Here is a 22,855-nt window from a genome sequence, read left to right as displayed (position 1 = left end):
GATTACAGCGCGAATCTGCTATGAGTTAAGGTGTAGAGTTGGGTTAGTGGAATCAGATGTAATTACCGTCGACGGCACCGTCGCGATAATTACAGCTAAAGCATGCAGGAAGTTAGGCGGGATCTTAGAGAGAGATTACAGGGCCAGTAAGGTGTGACCGACCCAGCGATCTAGGATTTGTTGTTGTGGGTGTTAATGGGGACGAGTCGGGGTAACATTTTAAATAAAATCAATTTCTTTAAAATCAAGCGTATAACTAGTCTTATTCAAACAGGTTTGCCAGTGTTCAAAAAATCTAGTAGGGAAAATTTCTTTAAATTCACAAGCGCTATCGATAAGTGAACAGTTGTACCCATACGTTATTGATCTAATTGATGATTTATTAAGCTTAAACAAATATAATGCGTCTCTACGTTTTGAAAAATTCTCCAATGCATCTGCCATAGCTCCCCGCTCACAACGATCTGAAATTTTTTCTAGTAAGAAATGATGCTCATTTTTTACTTTTTCGTAGCATTTTAAATCGTTCGCCATCTCTAGAAAGTGTGAAGGATCTCTGTGTGTTAGTAATGCCTCTTCCGTAAGAATGACTTTATCCGCTTGTGATAGTCTTAAAATCGCTCTGTGCTCTTTTTCATATATCCATTCATCGCTTTTTCTTTGAAAAATCTCGTACAAAATTTGCTCTTCATGAAAGTTCGAGTAATCACAATCAAAGCTATCTATGCGATACCTTGGCTGCTTTCTGTAACTAACTGCTTCAAATGCTCCATTGAATGGTGATGGAACTATCTCAAAATTATCATGTTCAAAAAGGTTATCAAATAAGTGAAATGGCTCTGTTTCATGTTTAGAGCTAACAATAAATCCAATTACACAGCCTTTATGTTCTTTGGCATAATGTGACCACATTAACAGGTTTTCTTTAGACTCGGTAAGGCAAACAATACCAATTTTGTGTTTGTTATTTTCAACAAACTCACGCAAATTTGTAACAATCCCATAACCAAACTTAATTTCTTCGGCAAGTTTACTTAGCCCTTCCTCACAGTAGTTCCCTTCGAAAGGATCATTTAACGCGCATAATTGTGAAGCTCGGATGTACCCATCCTTCAAAATAAAATTTGGATTTTCTACATATTTATATAGTATTTTCATCACTAACAGACACCGAGAACCTTTCTGTCATAAGGGTATCTGATTGACAATATAAGTAAAAGTCTTTCTAGCAAGCAAGTGTGATAATGAACCTGATGCTCTTAATGCTAAAAAAACAGCGAGCAACATACCCACTGCTTTTAGATCTAACCGTGGCTCACATTCCCCACCAACTCCGCCACATTCGCACTAACTTCCCTCAGTCTTGAACTAGCTAAATGAGCATATCTCGTACTGGTCTGCGGTGATTGATGCCCAATAAGTGCTGAACATCATAAAGCGTGGCATTACCTGAGTTAATCAGGATCGATGCGAAGCTATGCCTCAAATCATGAATTCGGAAGTTGTCAGTAATCCCTGCAGCTTTCTTAATCCGTGCAAATGCCTTCTTCGGATGGGCGATAGGTCTACCGGGTGCATCTCCGGCAAAGATATAAGGGTTCTTCGGTTGTTGAAATCGTCGTTGATATTGCCAGCGCCAGCGAATAGTTGTTCGGCGATTAACCCGCGTATTGGGTAACCGATAGGTAACAAATGGACAGAATGATTCTACCCCTTTGTGTTGCTCAATCCGACAAATAGTACTGCACCGTTGAAACTACTCGGACGATTTTAATATGTGGTGTATTGCTATCGCGCTCATAAATCGTGAACTGACCTTGGGAAGCATTGCGAATTTTGCCAAGGGTACTGTGCGAATCTTTGGCAAATTTTTCGGCCACTTCACGGGCGTTTTTAGTGGCTTCTTCAATCATGTCGGGTTTGACATCATTAAGTTTCGTAAAGCTGTACACCACAGAGTTGTAGTAAGGATCTTGGTTGAAAACGATGCCTTGCTTACCCAAACGGCCAATTTGGCTAATGGCTTGGCGCACGGCATCCACTTGGGTGCTGAACACAGTGATCGTCTGTGTCGCCAGATAGCGATATTGTGGCTCCATTTCACCGCCATATTGTTGCGCTTTTTTGTCGATCACTGCCGGCGCTGCGAGCGTGACGCTCTCATCAATCCCCGCTTCTTTGAGGAACGTTTCAATGATGGCAGTTTGGCTCTCAACCCGAGTAAACAGTTTCTGCACATCGTTGTCGGCGACGGTAAATTGGATCGGCCAGATAACGGTATCTGCCGGATATTCTCGCTCCGACAAGCCTTTGACCGTCACCACACGTTCATACGCTTTAAACTGAATCGCGGTCTGCTGCAAAAAATAACCGAGCAATCCCAAGCCTAGCATCAGGGAAATACCCAAAATCAGCGCGGCCCTACTATTGAGCTCTTTCATTATTCTGTCCTTAATGGGGAAAGTGGATAACTGGCTAAAACATAGCGTATTTATTGCTTCAAGGCTAAGAAACGCCGTGAAGAAGAAAAAGAAACGGGAACCGATATCGATTCCCGTTTTTCCAGAGCAGCAAAACAAAGGTTTATTGACTTATGCGTTATTTTTTTATCCCGCGTTTGTAACTTAACACCCAAACTTAGGATTTGATGCAAAATTAGTATATTTTGTGAGCAACAGATTATTTATATCAATTAAATTAATCATTGTTGCATTGAACTTACCCCCTTCACTGAACTGTCACGCGCGCGTCATTAAAGCCTCATCATTGTGCAGCTTGGCTGTCACAAAGCCGCCTTAGCATGCCTTTAGCAATACTGTCTCGAGGTGACTATGGCAACAAGCAGTCCTTTCCGTCTCCCACGTAAGACCCCGTTTGGCATCGGCGAAAATGTCGCGGAGTGGATGACCGGTTTGAGTAAACTGGATAAGTTTTATGTGCAGCGCCCAGTGGGCTGCAACACCCCTGCTTTCCTGCGCTATACCTTGCAAGTGCTGGGTATCGACTATCATATCGCGCGCGGGTCATTGGACTCAGTACCGAAAATCGGCCCGACGGTAGTGGTGGCGAACCATCCGCTTGGGTGTGTCGAAGGAGTTATTTTGGCGGAGCTACTGCTCACCATTCGTAGCGATGTGCAGATCTTAGCCAATCAATACCTCAAAACTGTGCCGGAGCTGGATAAGCTGTTTATCGGTGTCGATGTGTTTGAAGGCAAAGATGCGATGAAATCCAATATGAAAGCACTGCGCGACGCCAACAAACACCTTGCTCAGGGCGGCTTATTATTGGTCTTCCCTGCGGGCGAGGTGTCGCAACTGGTCGACCGCAAACAGCGCCGAGTGGAAGATAAAGACTGGAGCCGCTCTGTCAGTGCGTTGATCCGCAAGAACAGAGCCACCGCGGTGCCCGTGTTTATTAATGGGCAAAATTCGCAGCACTTTTATATGGCGGGCAAAATTCACCCTTTGCTGCGCACGCTGATGCTCGGGCGAGAGCTTCTGAACAAAAACAACCAACCCATCCAGCTCTCCATTGGTCAAGCCATCAAATACAAAGAAGTGACCACGCTTAATGACGAGCAATTGGTCAGTTATTTGCGCCTCAACACCTATTTACTTGGGCATCGAGGTGACGGCCAAACAACGCCGAGCAGCCCCCCAGTGAGTCAAGAACCGATTGCGCAGCCGCTCGACAAAAAAATGCTGCTGCGCGAGTTGGCCATGCTGCCACACGATGCAAGGTTACTGAAACAAGGTGAGTTCAGCGTCTATTGTGCCAAAGCATCGCAAATCCCCTCTTTGCTGCATGAAATTGGCCGCCAGCGAGAAATTAACTTTCGCGCGGTCGGCGAAGGAACGGGCAACGCGATAGATATCGACCATTTTGATCACTACTACCATCATCTGTTTGTGTGGGACGATGAACAGCAATGCTTAGTGGGCGCTTATCGCCTTGGTTTGGTAGATGAGCTGCAAGCGCAGTTGGGAATTGACGGCCTCTACTCGCGCACTCTGTTTGAGTACGATCAGCGTTTTCTTTCTCAGCTTGGTCAGTCGATTGAAATGGGGCGATCGGTGATCACCGCCAAATACCAACGCAGCATGAGCGCGCTGCTGCTGCTGTGGAAAGGGATCGCCACTTTTGTCCACCAGCATCCGCAATACACTCATCTGTTTGGTCCGGTGAGCATCAGTAACGATTACAGCCCAGCAGCGCGACAGCTACTGGCCCAATCGATGACGCTGCACCACTATGACACGGCCAATGCCGAGCATGTAAAGCCACTCAATCCGCTGCCCGAGGCACACTTGGGCTGGAACACCAGTATGTTGACGGCGCTCGGCGATTTGCAACTGTTGTCGCGCGTTATTGCCCGTCTCGATGAAGGGAAAAGCGTACCTGTGCTGTTGCGGCAATATTTAGGGCTCAATGGCAAACTGGTGTGCTTTAATGTCGATCCTGCATTTAACAACGCACTGGATGGTCTGATCGTGGTGGACTTGCGTGATGTCCCCGACAAGACTCTGGCGAAATACATGACACTAAGCGGTGCCGAGGCGTATCTGAAGCACCATCAAGCCCTTGATAAATAACCAGCCCAGATCACCAGCTCAACTAGCATCAACCGAAAGCAGTCGCGAGTAACTGGCCCGTGACTGCTTTGGCAGTTTTAAAATCAAGATCTTACTCTTGCTAATAAGGCATTCATCACGATTTTGCACCACTTATCACACAGAACCCTTCAACAAACGATTAATAAAACATCAAAACGCAGTCATTTAGTCGATTCGATACGCTCATTTTAACTAGCAACTCAGTTGACGAGACATTGATCTGCTTTGACTCTGTTGGCAAACAACAATCGATAACGAGGAAGTCATGCCAGCCAACAAACCCTGCCAATCCCTACTAAAACGCGCGCTGATTGCGTCTGTCGCCCTGCTCTCCTTTTCCGCCTTTGCCGCCGACCAAGTCTATCGTCTCAAGCTCGCGGAAACTTGGGGGCCAAACACGCCGATTTTAGGCGATGCGTCGAAAAATATGGCCAAACTGGCCCAAGAGATGTCCAACGGGCGTTTGCAGATCCGCATTGATTCCGCCAACAAGCACAAAGCGCCGCTTGGCGTGTTTGATATGGTGAAATCAGGTCAATACGATTTGGGCCATTCCAGTTCTTACTATTGGAAAGGCAAAGTGCCGAATACCCTCTATTTTTCTTCAATGCCGTTTGGCATGGTCACCATGGAGCAGTACGCGTGGTTTTATCACGGCGGCGGTATGGATCTGATGGAAAAAGTGTATGCGCCGCATAACCTGCTCTCCTTTCCCGGTGGCAATTCTGATATTCAAATGGGCGGTTGGTTTAAAAAAGAGATCAACTCACTGGAAGATTTGCAAGGGCTGAAAATGCGTATTCCGGGCTTTGCTGGCGAAGTGCTGGCCCGTGTCGGCGCCAAACCAACCAATATTGCCCCCGGAGAGCTGTATACATCACTTGAGCGCGGCACCATAGATGCACTGGAATGGGTCGGACCTGCGTTTGATCTGCGCATGGGATTTCAAAAAATCGCCCCTTACTATTACACCGCTTGGCATGAACCGGGCTCAGAAACCCAATTCTTAGTCAATAAAAAGACGTGGGATAAATTACCCAAGGATCTCCAAGTGATCTTGGAAACGGCGTTTCGAGTCGCGGCGTTTGACATGTACACCCAAGCGGTGGATGCCAATGCCAGCAGTTGGGCAACGATGAAAAACGAGTATCCCGACATTAAAGTGCGCGACTTTCCGCCGCAGGTGCTCGCTGCGATGCGAACCGCCACCCAAGAGTTGCTCGCAGAAGAAGCGGCCAAAGATCCTTTGGCAAAAGAGATCATCAACTCACAAGAGCAGTATCTGAAGAAAGTTCGCGCTTGGACCAACATCTCTACCCAAGCCTATTTGCAAAGCAACACACAATAAGTCACAGCAACAAATCGGCGGCACTGTGCGTTTTTCTTCAGTGTCGCCCCCACCTAAAACACGCTCAATTTTTGTCAAAAAGTTTCAAAAAATAGCAAAAACGAACGCAGATCACATTTTAAATTTTATCTACAAAAAACAAAAGGTGACACGCATCACTTAAATATTTTATTTCACGAATAGAAATAAATAAAGGGTGATATGCGTCACAAAATATTTTTATTTACAATTTACTTAAGTGGGACATTTGTCACTACTATTTTTGTTGACAAATAAAGAATTGGCTTTTCGTTATTAAGTTACATATCAATTAATTGATCGCCATCACTTAAAAAACGTTTGCTTGGGCGAGAAAATCTGGCACTGATCACGAAAAACCCGTTGTCAGTTCCAATTGGAGAATGTGTGGTAAATTGACTGTGAATTAAGCAATCAGACGGTTTTGGCGAACCGTTTTACTACAACAATATTCATCAGAACATCAAACGGGGAACAGATATGATATCACCAGATGCAAAGATCAAGATACAAAATTTTGGTCGTTTTCTGTCTAACATGGTCATGCCCAACATAGGCGCATTCATCGCTTGGGGCTTTATTACCGCACTTTTCATTCCAACCGGATGGCTACCCAACGAGACCTTAGCGTCCATGGTTGGCCCTATGATTACCTACTTACTGCCACTGCTGATCGGTTACACTGGCGGTAAACTGGTCGGTGGCGATCGCGGCGCTGTCGTCGGTGCCATCACCACCATGGGTGTCATTGTCGGTACCGATATCCCCATGTTTATGGGGGCAATGATGGTCGGCCCACTTGGCGGCTGGGCAATCAAAACCTTTGATAAAAAAGTCGAAGGAAAAATCAAAAGCGGCTTTGAGATGTTGGTCAACAACTTCTCCGCTGGCATCATCGGCATGCTTTGTGCCATGTTGGCTTTCTTCCTGATTGGCCCATTTGTCAAAATCCTTTCTGGCGGTTTGGCAGCGGGGGTAAACTTCCTAGTTTCAGCACACCTGCTCCCTCTAACCTCCATTTTTGTTGAACCTGCGAAAATTCTCTTCCTGAACAACGCAATCAACCACGGTATTTTCTCACCGCTGGGCATTCAGCAAGCCTCTGAAATGGGTCAATCGATCTTCTTCTTGATTGAAGCAAACCCAGGCCCAGGTCTTGGCATTCTGTTGGCGTACATGGTGTTTGGTAAAGGCACCGCGCGTCAAACCGCTGGCGGCGCATCCATCATCCACTTCTTCGGTGGTATTCATGAGATCTATTTCCCATACATTCTGATGAATCCACGTTTGATCCTCGCAGCCATCGCAGGTGGCATGACTGGCGTGTTCGTCCTTACCGTATTTGATGCAGGCATCGTCTCTCCTGCCTCTCCTGGTTCTATCTTCGCAGTGCTGCTGATGACACAAAAAGCGTCTATCGTCGGTGTTCTTGCGTCTATCGCGTCGGCGGCAACGGTTTCTTTCGCGGTGGCTTCACTGCTGATGAAAACCCAGAGCTCAAGCGAAGAAGAAGGTGATGAAGCGGCGTTGGCCAAAGCAACCTCACAAATGAAAAACATGAAGTCGGCGTCAAAAGGCACAGTGAGTGCAAGCAATCAGAGCAAGGGCAACGTTGATCTGACCAAAGTACAAAGCATTATCGTCGCTTGTGATGCGGGCATGGGCTCAAGCGCGATGGGCGCGAGTATGCTACGCAAGAAAGTACAAGAGGCAGGACTTACAATCCACGTCACTAACCTTGCTATCAACAGCCTAACCGAGAGTGCCGATATCGTGATTACTCATAAAGATCTCACTGACCGTGCACGCAAGCACGCACCAAACGCCTACCACATCTCACTGGTGAATTTCCTTGATGGCGAGATGTACAACCAACTGGTGACCAAACTGCTCGCTGCGCAAAAGCCGTCGGCGGCAAACGATGAGAATGCGGTGAAAGTGTCATTGGTGGCGGCCAACGACGATAATTACAACCCTCAGAAACCTTCGGTTTTTCAAATCCAACGTGAAAACATCCACCTCGGATTGAAAGCGACCAACAAAGAAGAAGCGATCCGTTTTGCGGGCAACAAGTTGGTTGAATTGGGTTACGCCGAGCCAGAATACGTTGATGCGATGTTTGCACGCGAAGCACTGGTACCAACTTATCTGGGCGAATCAATCGCCGTACCGCACGGCACGGTGGAAGCGAAAGATCGCGTGAAGAAAACTGGGATCGTGATCTGCCAATACCCAGCAGGCATCCAGTTTACCGATGATGCCGACGACGTGGCTAAGTTGGTGATTGGCATCGCGGCGAAAAACGATGAACACATTCAGGTAATTACCACCATTACCAACGCACTTGACGAGCCAGAAGCGATTGAAAGGCTGACCAGCACCCAGGATGTTGAAGAAATCCTCAACATTTTGAGCGGTCAACAAGCCGCGTAAGCCTCTGAGTCAACCTTTTTGCTCCTGAGCAAACCGAGGTCAGCTGTCACCCCCTATGCGGTTGACCTCATCTTCGTCTCGTTCATTGATTTAATTTTGGTAGGTAAGAATATGAAAAATGCAGTTCATTTTGGCGCAGGTAACATTGGTCGTGGTTTTATTGGCAAACTGCTCGCTGATGCCGATGTCGCAGTCACCTTTGCCGACGTCAACGCTCCCTTGGTCGATCAACTCAGCCACAAACAACAGTACAAAGTGAAAGTGGTCGGCAGTGAGTGCCAAATCGACACCGTGACGCATGTTACTGCGGTCAACTCCGCTAGTGACGATGTGATTGAGCAAATTGTGAAAACCGATTTGGTCACTACCGCAGTGGGGCCAAACGTGCTCGATATCATCGCTAAGACGATTGCCAAAGGCATCGCACAACGTTTTGCTGCTGGCAACCAAGCGCCGCTAAACATCATTGCGTGTGAAAACATGGTACGCGGCACCACACATTTGAAAGGCGAAGTGTACAAACATTTAAATCCCGAGCTTCACGCTCAAGCCGACGATCTGATTGGCTTTGTCGATTCAGCGGTTGACCGCATCGTGCCACCTGCCGAAGCGGCCAACGATGACCCACTGGAAGTCACCGTGGAAAGTTTTAGCGAGTGGATTGTCGATGAGCAGCAGTTTAAAGGCGAGATCCCTGATATTGCCGGCATGGAGAAAACCAACAATCTGATGGCCTTTGTCGAGCGAAAACTGTTCACCCTCAACACCGGTCATTGCATCACCGCGTACTTAGGCTGCTTAAAAGGCCACCGTACCATCCGTGAAGCGATTGAGGATGAAGAAATCTACGCAGACGTCAAACAGGCGATGCAAGAGAGTGGTGAAGTGCTGATCCGCCGCTATGGCTTTGATCGCGAGATGCACAATGCTTACATCGAGAAAATTCTTGGCCGCTTTGCCAACCCTTATTTGGTGGATGAAGTGGATCGCGTTGGGCGTCAGCCAATCCGCAAGCTTGGCGAAAATGATAGATTAATCAAACCACTACTGGGTACAATTGAGTACGGCACCGACAACCAAACCCTGCTGAAAGGGATTGCCGCTGCGCTCAAATACCAAAATGAGACCGACCCGCAAGCGCAAGAGTTGCAAAACGCGCTGCGAGAGCTTGGGGTGAAAAAGACCTTAAGTCACTACACCGGTCTCGCTGAAGAGTGTGCGGAAGTGGCGCAAATCGAAGCCATTTTCCTACAACTTTAATCTGTTCGGGGAGCTTAGCTCCCCGCTACTATAATAACGATATATTGACCTAGCATATGGCAGAGAACCTAAACGAAACCGAGATAATAGAACGCTTGAATAATGCCGCTTCGGTCAGAGGTTTTTTTGTTGAAAGCGTAGATATTTTTACTGAAGCCATTGACGGTCTTATCCAACGTATTTTCCGCAAAGACAACTTCGCCGTTCAGTCGGTGGTTGGCCCGTTACTTCATGATTCAGGACCGCTTGGCGATCTCTCCGTGCGCCTCAAACTGCTGTTTGGCCTTGGGGTGCTAGGCGATCACTGCTATCACGACATCGAAGACATTATTAAGCTCAAACATAAACTTAACAGCGACAGTACCGATTACGAATTCACCGATCCATACATTTTAGAAGCGATCCAAAAGCTGCATTTAGTGAAAAGCATGGGAATGGTGCAACTGCGCGTCGATGAACCCGATGACGACATTGATCTTGGCTTTTATCAATTACAGCTGCAACGTCGGCAACAAGTGATCCGCTCAGGTCTCTCTTTGGCCATCGTTGAAATCTGCAATGAATTGGGCAAGGACAGCCCATTCTAACGCCACCTTTTTGCCTCAACCTTCTCTCAATAGCTACTCGCGCAATAACCATTCGCGGTCTCAGCACCGCCCAACCTTTGCACGCGTCCTTGTTCGTGAGCTTGTCAAACACTCAGGCAAAAAAAACCGAGGCCAGTGCCTCGGTTCTTAATTAGTGTGCTATTTATTCTACTGTTACCGCTTTCGCTAGGTTACGTGGTTGATCCACGTCCGTGCCTTTGATCAGTGCGACATAGTAAGAGAGCAACTGCATTGGGATGGTGTAGTAGATCGGCGCCGTGATCTCACTGACGTGCGGCATAGTGATGATCTTCATGGTGGCATCCGCTTCAAAACCCGCATTGGCATCGGCAAACACATACAGCAGGCCGCCGCGTGCACGTACTTCTTCGATGTTAGACTTAAGCTTTTCTAGTAGCTCATTGCTTGGCGCGACCACAACCACTGGCATATCGGCATCAATCAGCGCCAGCGGGCCATGTTTCAATTCACCCGCCGCATAGGCTTCGGCGTGAATATAGGAGATCTCTTTGAGCTTCAGCGACGCTTCCATCGCAATCGGATAGAACTCGCCACGACCAAGGAACAGCGTGTGGTGCTTATCGGCAAAATCTTCAGCCAAGGCTTCAATCTCTTTTTCGAACGACAGAGCAGCGTCGATCTGTTTTGGCAGTTGATGCAGCGCGTGAACGATCTCTTTCTCTTTCTCTTTGCTGATGCGTTGCTGCTGTTTGCCCAGCGCCGTCACCAGCATTAGCAGAGCCGCGAGTTGAGTGGTAAACGCTTTGGTCGACGCCACACCAATCTCAACCCCTGCGCGGGTCATGAAAGCAAAATCCGATTCACGAACTAAAGATGAACCCGCTACGTTACAGATGGTCATCGCGGCCATATAGCCTTTCTCTTTCGCCAAACGCAGCGCCGCTAGCGTGTCCGCCGTTTCGCCCGATTGAGACAAGGTGATCAGCAAGCTATTTGGGCGAGTGACAAATTTGCGGTAGCGGAATTCAGAGGCAATTTCCACGTCGCAGCTCACGCCGGCCAGATCTTCAAACCAGTAACGCGCCGTCATACCAGCGTTGTAAGATGTGCCACAGGCAACGATCTGTACGTGCTCTACCTTGCTCAAAATTTCAGCGGCGTTAACACCAATCGCTTCCGTCACCACAGAGTCGCCAGAGATGCGCCCTTCCATGGTGTTGATCAGAGCCGTTGGTTGCTCGTAGATCTCTTTTTGCATGAAATGGCGATATTTTCCTTTATCTCCAGCATCATGCTCAGCATTCGATTCGGTGATTTCACGCTCAACACGTTCACCTGAAGCATCAAACACCGTCACTTCGCGACGGGTGATCTCGGCAACGTCACCCTCTTCCAGGTACATAAAGCGGCGCGTGACATTCAGCAGCGCCAGTTGGTCCGACGCGAGGAAGTTTTCACCCACACCAAAGCCAATCACGATTGGGCTACCAGAGCGAGCAACCACAATGCGTGACGGATCGTTGCGATCCATTGCCACCGTGCCGTAAGCCCCTTCCAGTTGCTTCGCCGTTTTTTGTACCGCTTCCACCAGTGAAGAAGCAGTGCGCAGTTCCCACTCAACCATGTGTGCAATCACTTCGGTATCAGTTTGCGATTCAAACACATAACCACGCTCACGCAGCAGCGCGCGCAACTCTTCGTGGTTTTCGATGATGCCATTGTGCACCACGGTGATATCGCCCGATTTATGTGGGTGCGCATTGATTTCTGATGGTTCGCCGTGTGTCGCCCAACGCGTGTGCGCAATACCCGTACCACCCGTCACTTCAGCTTGGTTAACCGCATCCGCTAGCTCTTGCACTTTACCCAAACGACGAATACGCGTTAGGTTGTGCTCGGCATCGACAATCGCCACACCCGCCGAGTCATAACCGCGATATTCCAAACGGCGCAGACCTTCCACCAAAATTTCAGCCACATCTCGCTGTGCTACCGCACCGACGATTCCACACATAGTTATCTCTCCATATTGATATTTTTTGTTTTCTTCGCCCTCGGCAAGCAAGAGTAATGGCGAAGAATAAGGATTAGGCGCAAATGACGCGAACGCCGTTTGCTTCAATTTCTGCTTTGTGCTCCGGCAACAGCTCTTCGTCGGTGATCAAGATGTCGATCATCGACCACGCAAGCTCCAGATTAGGGATTTTTCGACCAACCTTGTCAGACTCCACCATCACGATGACTTCTCGTGAGACTTCCGCCATTACTTGGCTCAAACCAACCAGTTCATTAAACGTGGTGGTGCCACGTGCAAGGTCAACGCCGTCGGCGCCGATAAACAGTTGATCAAAATCGTACGAGCGCAATACAGACTCGGCGACTTGACCCTGAAAGGATTCAGAATGGGTATCCCAGGTGCCACCTGTCATCAGCAAGGTTGGCTCACTTTCCAGCTCATTCAGCGCGTTGGCAACATGCAAGGAGTTGGTCATCACCACCAAACCACGTTTACCATTGAGCTGCTGAATCAGTGCCCCTGTGGTACTGCCACTGTCGATAACAATGCGGTTGTGGTCGCGGATCAGCTCCGCGGCCAGTTCTGCCAGTCTTATCTTTCGATTCGAAACATGTTTACTGAGTTCATCATGAATCACTTCTTTTGGGATAGAGATAGCACCACCGTAGCGTCTAAGCAGTTGGCCATTTTTCTCCAAAGAGGCGAGATCCTTTCGGATAGTGACTTCTGAGGTATCAAACTTATGGGCAAGTTCGTCAACACTGACTTCGCCTTTCTCGTTTACCAGATTAGAAATCGCGTGTCTTCTAAGTTGCGTATTTCGTTTCGACATCTTTAATTGAAATAAAAGTTTCGTTATGAAATTTATTATATTCCAAACGAAACTTTTTCGTCCATTTATTTTGATCCAAAAAATTAATAAATAGCGATAAAACCTTGTCCTAAGACAATTCTTAGGCAGTGATATTGCTATCATTCAATGGTAGAATTCGCCCCCGAAAAGAAAAAAAATTACAGAATTGACCGTTATTTTTTTGCAACTTTCTTCATATAAGGTGGGGAAAGTCACAAAAAACCTGAATATTTGCCCATTGAGTTGGTCATAAAATGACTAAACTTGATGAAAGACTTACAGCTCTGGAAGGCAGTGAACTTGCACGAAAAGATCGGCTCGCACACAACAAGAAGCCGATATTTTTCACTCCCGAGCACAACAACCGACTTTCAAATTGTAACTATATTGACCGGAGAGACTCTTCCATGAAAAAGACCAAAATCGTATGTACGATTGGCCCGAAAACTGAATCTGTAGAGAAGCTAACTGAGCTAGTAAACGCAGGCATGAACGTAATGCGCCTGAACTTCTCTCACGGTGACTATGTTGAACACGGCACTCGTATCGCGAACTTCCGTAAAGTAATGGAAGTAACTGGTAAGCAATTGGCAATTCTTCTGGACACTAAAGGTCCTGAAATCCGTACTATCAAACTGGAAAACGGTGACGACGTTGATCTCGTTGCTGGTCAAGAGTTCACTTTCACCACTGACACATCTGTTGTAGGTAACAAAGATGTTGTTGCTGTCACTTACCCAGGTTTCGCTGCTGACCTATCTGTAGGTAACACTATCCTTGTTGACGATGGCCTCATCGAGATGGAAGTTATCGCAACTACAGCCACTGAAGTTAAGTGTAAAGTAATGAACAACGGCGCTCTGGGCGAAAACAAAGGTGTTAACCTTCCTGGCGTTTCAGTAAACCTGCCTGCACTGTCTGAAAAAGACAAAAACGACCTGAAATTTGGTTGTGAGCAAGGCGTTGACTTCGTTGCCGCTTCATTCATCCGTAAAGCGTCTGACGTGAAAGAGATCCGTGAAGTTCTCGCTGCAAACGGCGGCGAGAACATCCAAATCATCTCTAAAATTGAAAACCAAGAAGGTGTGGACAACTTCGACGAAATCCTAGAGCTTTCTGACGGTATCATGGTTGCTCGTGGTGACCTAGGTGTAGAAATCCCTGCAGAAGAAGTTATCTTCGCGCAGAAGATGATGATCGAGAAATGTAACCGTGCTCGTAAAGTGGTTATCACTGCAACTCAAATGCTCGATTCTATGATCAAGAACCCACGTCCAACTCGTGCTGAAGCGGGTGACGTTGCGAACGCGATCATGGACGGTACTGACGCAGTCATGCTTTCTGGTGAAACAGCAAAAGGTAAATACCCTGTTGAAGCGGTCACTATCATGGCGCAAATCGCGAACCGTACTGATTCTGTACTAAAAGCAGAGCTAGGCTCTCGTCTAGACAGCCCACGCCTACGTATCACTGAAGCGGTATGTAAAGGTGCAGTAGATACGGCTGAGAAACTTGCAGCGCCACTGATCATCGTTGCAACAGAAGGTGGTAAATCTGCACGTTCTGTACGTAAGTACTTCCCAACGGCAAACATTCTTGCGCTGACTACCAACAAGAAAACAGCCGCTCAACTTGTCCTAACTAAAGGTGTTACACCGGTTGTTGTTGAATCAATCGACAACACTGATGCTTTCTACGTAGCAGGTAAAGAGCTTGCGCTTGAGTCTGGCCTAGGCAGCAAAGGCGACATCGTTGTGATGGTATCTGGTGCTCTCGTGGCGTCAGGCACAACCAACACAGCATCAGTACACGTACTGTAAATAAATTTACAAAGATAAAACGAAATGAGGGCTTCGGCCCTCTTTTTTTATGAAACGCCTTGCGATAAAAAATTGTACGCTATATCATCAAAACCGTCAGAATTTCGTACTGTTAAATAAAGATAACTTCTTATTTATACGTCGTTTTTTATCTATGAGGTTTTGTTGTGTCCAGTCCTACTCTTACTGACAAAGTATCCAAAATGATCCGCGACGACATTCTAAGCGGCGCATTGAAACCGGGGCAAAAGTTAGTCGTTGCTGACCTAAAAGCAAAATACGACGTTGGTGCCTCTCCGATCCGTGAAGCGTTAGTGCAACTCTCTTGGACCAAATACGTAAAACTTGAACCGCAAAAAGGCTGTTGGGTTGCCCCTATGTGCAAATTTGAACTCAACGACCTGTATGAGAGCCTGCGCGTCATCGCTTCTGTTTTGCTCAAAAAAGCAATCGCTTGCGGTGATGAAAATTGGGAGCTGAGCGTATTAACCTCATTCCACAAACTGTCCAAAGTGCAACAACTGAGCGATGAGCATTGGCCAGAATGGGAAGAGCGTCATCATCAATTTTATACCACGCTGCTCGCGGGCTCCGAATCGCTCAATATGTTTGAGTTTTTCCGAGATTTGATCAATCAGATCAAACGTTATCGCTATTTTGCCCTGTGTCAGTCAAACAGCGAACGCCAAGCGCTGTTTAATATTGAAGAGCATGAGATGATCATGAAGCTGGTGCTGGCGAAAAATGTCGAGGAGGCCACTCGTTTGCTCGATAGCCACCTGCTGGGTTCAATGAAGGTGATTGAATCCGCCATCGAAGCGGCTTGAGCTTGACTCTATGACAAAAAAAATCGGGTTGACCCCGATTTTTTGCTTATAACGACTTTACCAACCAAAGATCTCTTTGTGATGGGTATTAAGCAGCACAACCATCAATAGAAAATAGATGGCACTCAACTTAATCCCCAGAATCAATAAAGTGCCTAAGGTTAGTCTCACTAGAAAATGGTTTACCATACTCTGCCTCTGATGCCCGAACTGCGTATTTCCTTACCAACACGCCACGCGCGCTGAATCCGTTCAAGACAGGACAAACTGAACAATGTGTCACGCTGGGTTGCACGAAATCCTCGACGAAATTCGCCTTAGATCACAACAAGCCACAAAAGGAGTGACAGTTTACTTAATAACCAGTCTAGTTCAATTTTGCTCAAATATTAGACTTTAGTCTAACTGTACATATTTTGTGACAATTTGCCGCACAGAGAAATTAAGCGATGTCGTCATCACTGTAGCAAAGCGAAACACGATTTCGCCCGGAGCTTTTCGCATCGTACAAGGCAATGTCGGCACACTTGTAACTGCGGGTTGTGTTAGCCGTCAGGTCGGTAAAGCCGATGCTGACTGTCACATCCAAATCTTTTGCAACTTGAATCGCAATACGTAGCCGGTTGAGAACTACTTCCGCCGCTGAGATGGTGGTGTGCGGCATGATGATGGCAAACTCTTCCCCACCGACTCGCGCAAGAAAATCGGTATTGCGCAGGCTTTGCAGTAGCAGGCTCGCCACGGCTTTGATGACGCGATCGCCCTCATCATGCCCTTGCTCATCATTAATGCGTTTGAAATGGTCGATGTCGACTAGGGCCAAACAGGCTGTTGGCGTGGCAGGATATCGCTCCAACAAACTGGCGTGGTGTTGCAATTGCTCTTCAAACTTGCGTCGGTTCCAGATCTGAGTCAGTTCGTCTTTTTCGCTCAAATGGCGCAGCCGCTCTTCAAGCTGTTTACGCGCGGTAATATCCACCAGCGAGGTGATGTAGTAGCTCACTTTTCCCGCTGAGTTCTTGACGGCTTGGATATGCATGATAGCGGTCAGAACTTGATTGAAATACGTTTGGCAGCGGATCTCCCCTTCCCACACATCGTTTTTTTGCAACTCATTCCAAGCCTGCATCACGATGTCGAGATCATCACTCAAAAAGATCAAGTTGTATGCTCGCTTGCCTTCGATCTGCTGATTGTCGTAACCGAACATCTGCTCAAATTCTCGGTTAACTAAAATGATCCGGTGCGAGGTATTGGAGATCATGACGGCCGTCATGCCATTGAGTGCCGCGCGCGCTAACTTACTTTCGATACTGTGACGGCGATAATGCAATGCGACGGTGGTCACGGGCAGTACAAACAGCATCACCACACAAAAAACGATCAAGGCTTCACGAATCAACTCATTGACCGCCTGCTGTGAGCGCGCCATCAACTGCTCTTGACTCATATCAATCACTAAGTGCAGCGCACCATGACTGCCCAGAACTAAGGTATTAAAAACGACCAAACACTTATTGTCGTAAAAATAACCCGCTTGTTGCTGGGAGAACTTTTGCCAGCTCTGCGGATAGAGTTTGCTAAAGCGGTAAATTTCTCGTTCGGGAAGATAATCCCCGAACAGCTTCTCTGGTTGATCGCTGACCACGTAGTAACCGCGTTGATTGATGATGTCGACGTTAAAATCTTGCACAGGCGAATAGTGCAAACGGCTCGCCATGTAGCGAATGTTAAGATTCATCACCAGATAGCCCACGCGCTGATTACGGATAGTGACAGGAGCAAAGATGCGCATCACTGGCGTATAAGGTTCTTTGAGTTGCCCTTGTTCTTCTTCCAGCGTGACGCCCCAAACGCCCGTCTCATCATTTTTGAGTGCTTGAGCACTGGCAAAAAACGGGTCATTCGATACATCTTGCGCTGGGGCTTGGGAGAGGAAAACCCCCACATTCAAATCGTAGTTCACCCGAAAGCGTTCATATCCCGACAGATCCAGTAAGCTAATGCGGGTATACCACTTCTGATTGAGTAGCACTGAGGACCACAAATCGGTTAACGCCGCTTGGTGTTCTTGATCAGGAGTGAGAATGAAGTCTGTCAGCGTTTGGTTATATTTGAGCAGATCGAGAACCGACAACATCTGCCCGTAGAGATTGGTGTACTCGCGCTGAGTGTAAGCGAGCTGATTCAACGCATCTTCGGCACTGCTTTGCAGGTTGTCATCAAGCAGGGAGCGATATTTGTCGTGGTAATAAAAGGCGATGAGTGCTGCAAAAAAGACGCTGATCAGAAGAAGAATGCCGAACAGTTTTCTGACTTTCACTCTGAGCTACACCTTCCTGGCTAAATGAAGAGCGAAGTATAACATAAATCAGATTTGCCCCTACAAACTCTCATCAAATCTTTGTAAATGAAGTAGTTGCAAACGAAGTCGTTGTAAATAACTAGGGCCACATAATGTGGCCCAGAAAGAAAAAAGAATCAACGCAGGTTAAGCGCGTAACGCTCGCTCACCACGTGCAATGCCCACGACGCCGCTTCGGGCGACTTCAATCACTTCAGTGACTTCGGAAATCGCATCAATAAACGCATCGAGTTTTTCACTATTGCCCGCCAACTGTACGGTGTATTGCGAAGCGGTGACATCCACGATCTGCCCACGGAAAATATCCGCAGTGCGTTTGACTTCCGCGCGAGCAAAACCGCTGGCTTTGACTTTAACCATCATCAGCTCACGCTCGATGTGATCAAACTCGGTGACCTCTTGCACTTTGAGCACATCAATTAACTTGTGCAGTTGCTTTTGAATTTGCTCCAGTTGCATCTCATCCGACATCGTGGTGATGTTAAGACGCGATAGGGTTTCGTCATCGGTGGGGGAAACCGTCAACGATTCGATGTTGTAGCCACGCTGAGAAAACAGGCCAACCACACGAGACAAAGCACCCGGTTGGTTTTCCAATAGCAGTGAAATTATGTGTCTCATATCAGGTTCTCTCCGTTTTGCTTAGCCACATTTTGTCCATCCCTTCGCCTTTGATCTGCATTGGGTATACGTGCTCCGTTTCATCCACACTGATATCGACAAAGACCAAACGATCTTTCATCTCCAGTGCTTTACGAAGACCGGACTCCAGTTGGTCCGGCGTTTCAATGCGGATACCCACATGCCCATACGCTTCAGCGATAGCCACAAAATTCGGCACCGAACTCATGTATGAATTCGAGTGACGTCCCTGATAGATAATGTCTTGCCACTGCTTAACCATGCCAAGAAAACGGTTATTCAAGTTAATGATTTTAACTGGAATATCGTATTGCATCGCCGTGGAAAGCTCTTGAATATTCATCTGAATACTGCCATCGCCCGTCACCACCACCACTTCTTCTTCTGGCATGGCAAATTTCACTCCCATACCCGCCGGCAAACCAAAACCCATGGTGCCAAGGCCACCGGAATTGATCCAGCGACGCGGCTTGTTGAATTGATAGTAGAGCGCGGCAAACATTTGATGCTGACCGACATCCGATGCGACGTACGCGTCTCCATTGGTCAGTTTGTGCAAGGTTTCAATCACTTGCTGCGGTTTGATCCGCTCTGAGGAAGTATCATAAGCAAGACACTGGCGATCCTGCCACACTTGGATCTCTTGCCACCAAGCGTCTAACGCGGCGCTATCGTTGCTCGCTCCCTGCTCTTCCATCAGGCCAACCATGGTTTCGAGCACTTTCTCAGCAGAGCCGACGATCGGCAGATCAACTTTGACGTTTTTCGAAATCGACGATGGATCGATATCGATATGCATGATCTTGGCGTCCGGACAGTATTTTTCCAAATTATTGGTAGTACGGTCATCAAAACGAACCCCGACCCCGAAGATCAGGTCAGCGTGATGCATTGCCATATTGGCTTCATACATGCCATGCATACCGAGCATGCCCAAAGCGTTTTTGTGGGTCCCAGGAAAAGCCCCCAACCCCATCAAGGTACTCACGACAGGCAGATTTAAATGCTCGGCCAGTTTGAGAATTGGCTCGTGCGCGCCAGAGATGATGGCGCCGCCACCGATGTACAACACTGGCTTCTTGGCTTCGAGCAACGCTTTGAGCGCTTTTTTGATCTGCCCTTTGTGACCCTCTGTGGTTGGCTTATACGAACGCATGCTGATGGTTTTTGGGTATTCGTACGGCAATTTCACCAGCGGATTCATTACGTCCTTAGGCAGATCGATCACCACCGGGCCAGGTCGGCCAGTGGTGGCAATGAAGAAGGCTTTTTTGATCGTTTCTGGAATATCTTGCGCACGCTTGACGAGAAAACTGTGTTTAACGATAGGGCGTGATACACCGACGATGTCGCACTCTTGAAACGCGTCGTTACCAATCAGGCTATTGGGCACGTTGCCGGAAATGACGATCATCGGAATGGAATCCATGTAGGCCGTGGCGATTCCTGTCACTGTGTTAGTCGCACCGGGTCCAGAACAAACCAAGACCACGCCCGGCTTGCCTGTGGCTCTGGCATAGCCATCAGCCATATGCGTTGCGGCTTGCTCGTGTCGTACTAAAACGTGACGAATTTGTTCGGTTTTGGCATGCAGTGCATCGTAGATATCCAGTACGGAACCACCGGGGTAACCGAAGATCTGTTCTACTTTTTCTTCGATCAGAGATTGCACCACCATCTCTGCGCCAGACAACATCGCTGTCATATCGTTTCTCCTTGCCAGCATGCAACGAATAAGGTCAATCAATTGTGCTGGTTTTACATAGTCTAGGGCTTATTTGTAGCCTAATTCGAAATATTTCCAATTTCAGCTATGTCCCGCCTTTGTCATAACAAAGAGCAAGGTAACGCAACAAATGTAACCTTTTCTTATCAGGAGATCTAATGCGACTTGGATCGAATTTTAAACAAGATGCTAAATTTTAGAGATTAATAAGAAATTGATGTTACTTCTTCGCCACTCTGCGGAATAAAACATCAAGATACCAGCAATTAAGGATGAATAATCCAACGCTTGCACTCATAACGAGTTAACTATGGGCAAAAATGCTCAGATAAAAAACCGCCTTGGTTGCCGAAAGGCCAACAAGACGGTCAATGCGCTTTGAACAATCAAACGAGTAACAAGGCGTTATTTTTTGCCTTTATCCGAATACATTTCTTCAATCTCATCCTGATATTTATCGTTAATCACTTTACGACGCAATTTTTGCGTTGGCGTCAACTCACCATCGTCCATTGAGAATGCTTTAGGCAGCAATTTGAACGCTTTCACTTGCTCAAATTTGGCCAGCTCTTTTTGTAGCTCATTAACCCGCTTTTCAAACATCTCCACCACTTGGTGATGCTTAATCAGCTCTAAGCGATCGTGATACTTGATATTCAACTCTTTGGCGTACTCTTCCAACGCGTCAAAACATGGCACGATCAAAGCGGAAACAAATTTACGCGTGTCGGCAACTACCGCGATCTGTTCGATAAAATGATCTTTACCGATCGTCCCTTCAATCATCTGCGGCGCGATGTATTTACCGCCCGAAGTTTTCATCAGCTCTTTGATGCGATCCGTGATAAACAGGTTGCCATGTTCATCAATATGCCCAGCATCGCCAGTTTTCAAGAAACCGTGTTCATCGAAACTCTTGGCGGTCTCTTCCGCCATTTTGTAGTAGCCACGCATCACCATCGGACCGCGCACCAGAATTTCGTTGTTCTCACCAATTTTCACTTGCGCGCCCGGCATCGAGACACCGATCGAATCGGGATTGAACCCATTATCCCCCCAACAGGAAACCGTGGCGGTAGTTTCCGTCATGCCGTAGCCCAGTTTAACGTTAATGCCTATCGCATGGAAAAAGCGACCAATGGTTTCATCTAGCTTGGCGCCACCACAAGGCATAAAGTTGATCCGTCCACCGAGCAGCTCACGCAACTTAGACAGTACGATTTTATCGGCTAAAGCATACGATTTTTTCAATAATAAAGATGGCTTGCGTCCTTGCTGATGGCAGGCCGCCATTTTGGCCCCCATATTCACCGCCCAAGTGAACAGCACTTTTCTCACTAAAGGGGCCTTGGCGACTTTTTCATGAATGGCAGAGAAGATCTTCTCGTAAAAACGGGGCACGGCGCACATCACCGTCGGGCGGATTTCACCGAGCGCGGCACGCACTTGCATGGTGTCTTGCAGATAACAGTTGGTCGCCCCTTTGTAGAGCACGTAAAAGGTCCAAGCTCGCTCAAATACATGGGAAAGAGGCAGGAAACAGAGGGAAACGTCTTTCTCACTCAGGCTCAGTACTTGGTCGTGCCCTTTGAGCTGCGCGGCGATGTTGGTGTAATCCAGCATCACCCCTTTTGGCTGTCCCGTCGTTCCGGAGGTGTAGATTAAGGTGAGAAGATCGGCAAAATTGGCCTGTTCAACGCGCAGTAAAAGTTCGCTTTGCTGTTCTGGGTTCGCCTGCGCGATAAAACGTTGCCAATGTTTGGCTCTAGGGTGATCGCCAAGCTCAATCTCATCCGACATGGCGACGATCAATTCAAGCTGTGGGCACTGCGCAAACAGAGTCACTGCTGCATCAAACTGTGCCTGCTCACCGACAAACAGCACTTTGACATCGGCGTCTTGCAGAATGTATCCCGCCTGAGCGGCCGTATTAGTCGGATAGATAGGCACCGTGACACAACGTATTTGCAGCGCAGCAAAATCAGCAATGGTCCACTGCGGCATGTTGTTGGAGAAAATACCAATTTTGTCTTGTACATTGAGCCCCTGCGTTAGCAAAGCTAGGGAAAGATTGTCAACTTGTTGGCCAAACTGCTTCCAGCTGATCTCTTGCCAGGCGTCACCTACTTTATGCTTCAAAGCGGTCGTCTCTGCCCTTTGAGCTATCTGCTCTCGAACTCGTTTTACAATATGAAAATCTAAATTGGCCATCTCTTCTACCTTTGGCTTACACCTGTAAGCTCTATTTGCGGGCACAGTGTAGCCATGAAAGAGAAAAACGCAACTGATGCGGGTCAAACTTATCCTGTTTTAGAGAGCGTCATCACTTAGTTTGTCAAAAAGCACAACCAAGAAAAAAGC

15 protein-coding genes and 1 pseudogene are annotated in these 22,855 nt (G+C 47.5%); 7 read left to right on the top strand and 9 right to left on the bottom strand.

What is annotated here, in order from left to right; all coding sequences use genetic code 11:
• Positions 1–219: 219 nt before the first annotated feature.
• The 3 genes and pseudogenes from I3X05_RS01855 to I3X05_RS01845 all read right to left on the bottom strand — a co-directional run bounded on the left by I3X05_RS01855 (position 220) and on the right by I3X05_RS01845 (position 2,441).
• Positions 220–1,158, bottom strand: a complete 939-nt coding sequence (locus I3X05_RS01855) for a DUF2971 domain-containing protein (RefSeq protein ID WP_045569847.1) — start codon at positions 1,156–1,158, stop codon at positions 220–222.
• Positions 1,159–1,304: 146 nt separating this feature from the next.
• Positions 1,305–1,624: pseudogene (locus I3X05_RS01850) on the bottom strand (tyrosine-type recombinase/integrase); the annotation flags it as partial.
• A 100-nt stretch (positions 1,625–1,724) separates the two neighbouring features.
• Positions 1,725–2,441: an SIMPL domain-containing protein gene (locus I3X05_RS01845; RefSeq protein WP_045569846.1), complete on the bottom strand. Its 717-nt coding sequence runs from the start codon at positions 2,439–2,441 to the stop codon at positions 1,725–1,727.
• Positions 2,442–2,831: 390 nt separating this feature from the next.
• On the opposite strand from I3X05_RS01845, the gene I3X05_RS01840 reads away from it, so the two are divergent.
• From I3X05_RS01840 to I3X05_RS01820, 5 genes are all read left to right on the top strand, one after another.
• Positions 2,832–4,595, top strand: a complete 1,764-nt coding sequence (locus I3X05_RS01840) for a lysophospholipid acyltransferase family protein (protein WP_045569845.1) — start codon at positions 2,832–2,834, stop codon at positions 4,593–4,595.
• 286 nt (positions 4,596–4,881) lie between these two features.
• Entirely contained in the window at positions 4,882–5,964 is a 1,083-nt protein-coding gene (locus I3X05_RS01835) for a TRAP transporter substrate-binding protein (protein WP_193187616.1), read from the top strand.
• 498 nt (positions 5,965–6,462) lie between these two features.
• Complete coding sequence (locus I3X05_RS01830; protein WP_193187614.1) at positions 6,463–8,415, top strand: PTS mannitol transporter subunit IICBA; 1,953 nt, start codon at positions 6,463–6,465, stop codon at positions 8,413–8,415.
• A 111-nt stretch (positions 8,416–8,526) separates the two neighbouring features.
• Complete coding sequence (locus tag I3X05_RS01825) at positions 8,527–9,675, top strand: mannitol-1-phosphate 5-dehydrogenase (RefSeq protein ID WP_337970925.1); 1,149 nt, start codon at positions 8,527–8,529, stop codon at positions 9,673–9,675.
• Positions 9,676–9,731: 56 nt separating this feature from the next.
• The gene (locus I3X05_RS01820) at positions 9,732–10,262 is read left to right on the top strand and encodes an MltR family transcriptional regulator (RefSeq protein WP_045569841.1); all 531 of its coding nucleotides are present in this window, start codon (positions 9,732–9,734) and stop codon (positions 10,260–10,262) included.
• A gap of 163 nt (positions 10,263–10,425) precedes the next feature.
• Here I3X05_RS01820 and glmS read toward each other — a convergent pair whose 3' ends face one another.
• Together glmS and I3X05_RS01810 are read right to left on the bottom strand one after the other, a co-directional pair.
• On the bottom strand, positions 10,426–12,258 hold the full coding sequence (gene glmS, locus I3X05_RS01815; protein WP_193158025.1) for a glutamine--fructose-6-phosphate transaminase (isomerizing): 1,833 nt from the start codon (positions 12,256–12,258) through the stop codon (positions 10,426–10,428).
• A gap of 73 nt (positions 12,259–12,331) precedes the next feature.
• Positions 12,332–13,093, bottom strand: a complete 762-nt coding sequence (locus tag I3X05_RS01810; RefSeq protein WP_039423628.1) for a DeoR/GlpR family DNA-binding transcription regulator — start codon at positions 13,091–13,093, stop codon at positions 12,332–12,334.
• A gap of 428 nt (positions 13,094–13,521) precedes the next feature.
• Here I3X05_RS01810 and pykF point away from each other — a divergent pair, with 428 nt between their 5' ends.
• Entirely contained in the window at positions 13,522–14,934 is a 1,413-nt protein-coding gene (gene pykF, locus I3X05_RS01805) for a pyruvate kinase PykF (protein WP_045569838.1), read from the top strand.
• 203 nt (positions 14,935–15,137) lie between these two features.
• Positions 15,138–15,761: a GntR family transcriptional regulator gene (locus I3X05_RS01800; RefSeq protein ID WP_045569837.1), complete on the top strand. Its 624-nt coding sequence runs from the start codon at positions 15,138–15,140 to the stop codon at positions 15,759–15,761.
• Between the two features lie 442 nt (positions 15,762–16,203).
• On the opposite strand, the gene I3X05_RS01795 is transcribed toward I3X05_RS01800, so the two are convergent.
• The 4 genes from I3X05_RS01795 to I3X05_RS01780 form a co-directional block, all read right to left on the bottom strand.
• Complete coding sequence (locus I3X05_RS01795; protein WP_337970924.1) at positions 16,204–18,084, bottom strand: sensor domain-containing diguanylate cyclase; 1,881 nt, start codon at positions 18,082–18,084, stop codon at positions 16,204–16,206.
• Positions 18,085–18,252: 168 nt separating this feature from the next.
• Positions 18,253–18,747 carry an acetolactate synthase small subunit gene (gene ilvN, locus I3X05_RS01790; RefSeq protein WP_039423616.1) on the bottom strand — a complete coding sequence of 165 codons (495 nt, stop codon included), beginning with the start codon at positions 18,745–18,747 and terminating at the stop codon, positions 18,253–18,255.
• A gap of 1 nt (position 18,748) precedes the next feature.
• Positions 18,749–20,473 carry an acetolactate synthase 3 large subunit gene (locus I3X05_RS01785; RefSeq protein WP_045569835.1) on the bottom strand — a complete coding sequence of 575 codons (1,725 nt, stop codon included), beginning with the start codon at positions 20,471–20,473 and terminating at the stop codon, positions 18,749–18,751.
• 426 nt (positions 20,474–20,899) lie between these two features.
• A complete protein-coding gene (locus I3X05_RS01780) occupies positions 20,900–22,705 on the bottom strand; it encodes an AMP-dependent synthetase/ligase (RefSeq protein ID WP_337970923.1) in 1,806 nt (601 codons plus the stop codon).
• Between the last annotated feature and the right edge of the window lie 150 nt (positions 22,706–22,855).

It is taken from the genome of Vibrio navarrensis (assembly GCF_015767675.1).
In the GTDB taxonomy this organism is placed as follows: Bacteria; Pseudomonadota; Gammaproteobacteria; order Enterobacterales; family Vibrionaceae; genus Vibrio.
The sequence above is the reverse complement of the archived record's forward strand: the minus strand, read 5'-3'. Positions and strand labels throughout refer to the sequence as shown.

Coding starts and splice junctions, on each gene's coding strand:
- I3X05_RS01830 (WP_193187614.1), top strand. CDS start 6,463: ATGATATCACCAGATGCAAAGATCAAGATACAAAATTTTGGTCGTTTT.
- I3X05_RS01825 (WP_337970925.1), top strand. CDS start 8,527: ATGAAAAATGCAGTTCATTTTGGCGCAGGTAACATTGGTCGTGGTTTT.
- I3X05_RS01780 (WP_337970923.1), bottom strand. CDS start 22,705: ATGGCCAATTTAGATTTTCATATTGTAAAACGAGTTCGAGAGCAGATA.
- I3X05_RS01785 (WP_045569835.1), bottom strand. CDS start 20,473: ATGACAGCGATGTTGTCTGGCGCAGAGATGGTGGTGCAATCTCTGATC.
- pykF (WP_045569838.1), top strand. CDS start 13,522: ATGAAAAAGACCAAAATCGTATGTACGATTGGCCCGAAAACTGAATCT.
- glmS (WP_193158025.1), bottom strand. CDS start 12,258: ATGTGTGGAATCGTCGGTGCGGTAGCACAGCGAGATGTGGCTGAAATT.
- I3X05_RS01840 (WP_045569845.1), top strand. CDS start 2,832: ATGGCAACAAGCAGTCCTTTCCGTCTCCCACGTAAGACCCCGTTTGGC.
- I3X05_RS01820 (WP_045569841.1), top strand. CDS start 9,732: ATGGCAGAGAACCTAAACGAAACCGAGATAATAGAACGCTTGAATAAT.
- I3X05_RS01810 (WP_039423628.1), bottom strand. CDS start 13,093: ATGTCGAAACGAAATACGCAACTTAGAAGACACGCGATTTCTAATCTG.
- I3X05_RS01845 (WP_045569846.1), bottom strand. CDS start 2,441: ATGAAAGAGCTCAATAGTAGGGCCGCGCTGATTTTGGGTATTTCCCTG.
- I3X05_RS01855 (WP_045569847.1), bottom strand. CDS start 1,158: ATGAAAATACTATATAAATATGTAGAAAATCCAAATTTTATTTTGAAG.
- ilvN (WP_039423616.1), bottom strand. CDS start 18,747: ATGAGACACATAATTTCACTGCTATTGGAAAACCAACCGGGTGCTTTG.
- I3X05_RS01835 (WP_193187616.1), top strand. CDS start 4,882: ATGCCAGCCAACAAACCCTGCCAATCCCTACTAAAACGCGCGCTGATT.
- I3X05_RS01800 (WP_045569837.1), top strand. CDS start 15,138: ATGATCCGCGACGACATTCTAAGCGGCGCATTGAAACCGGGGCAAAAG.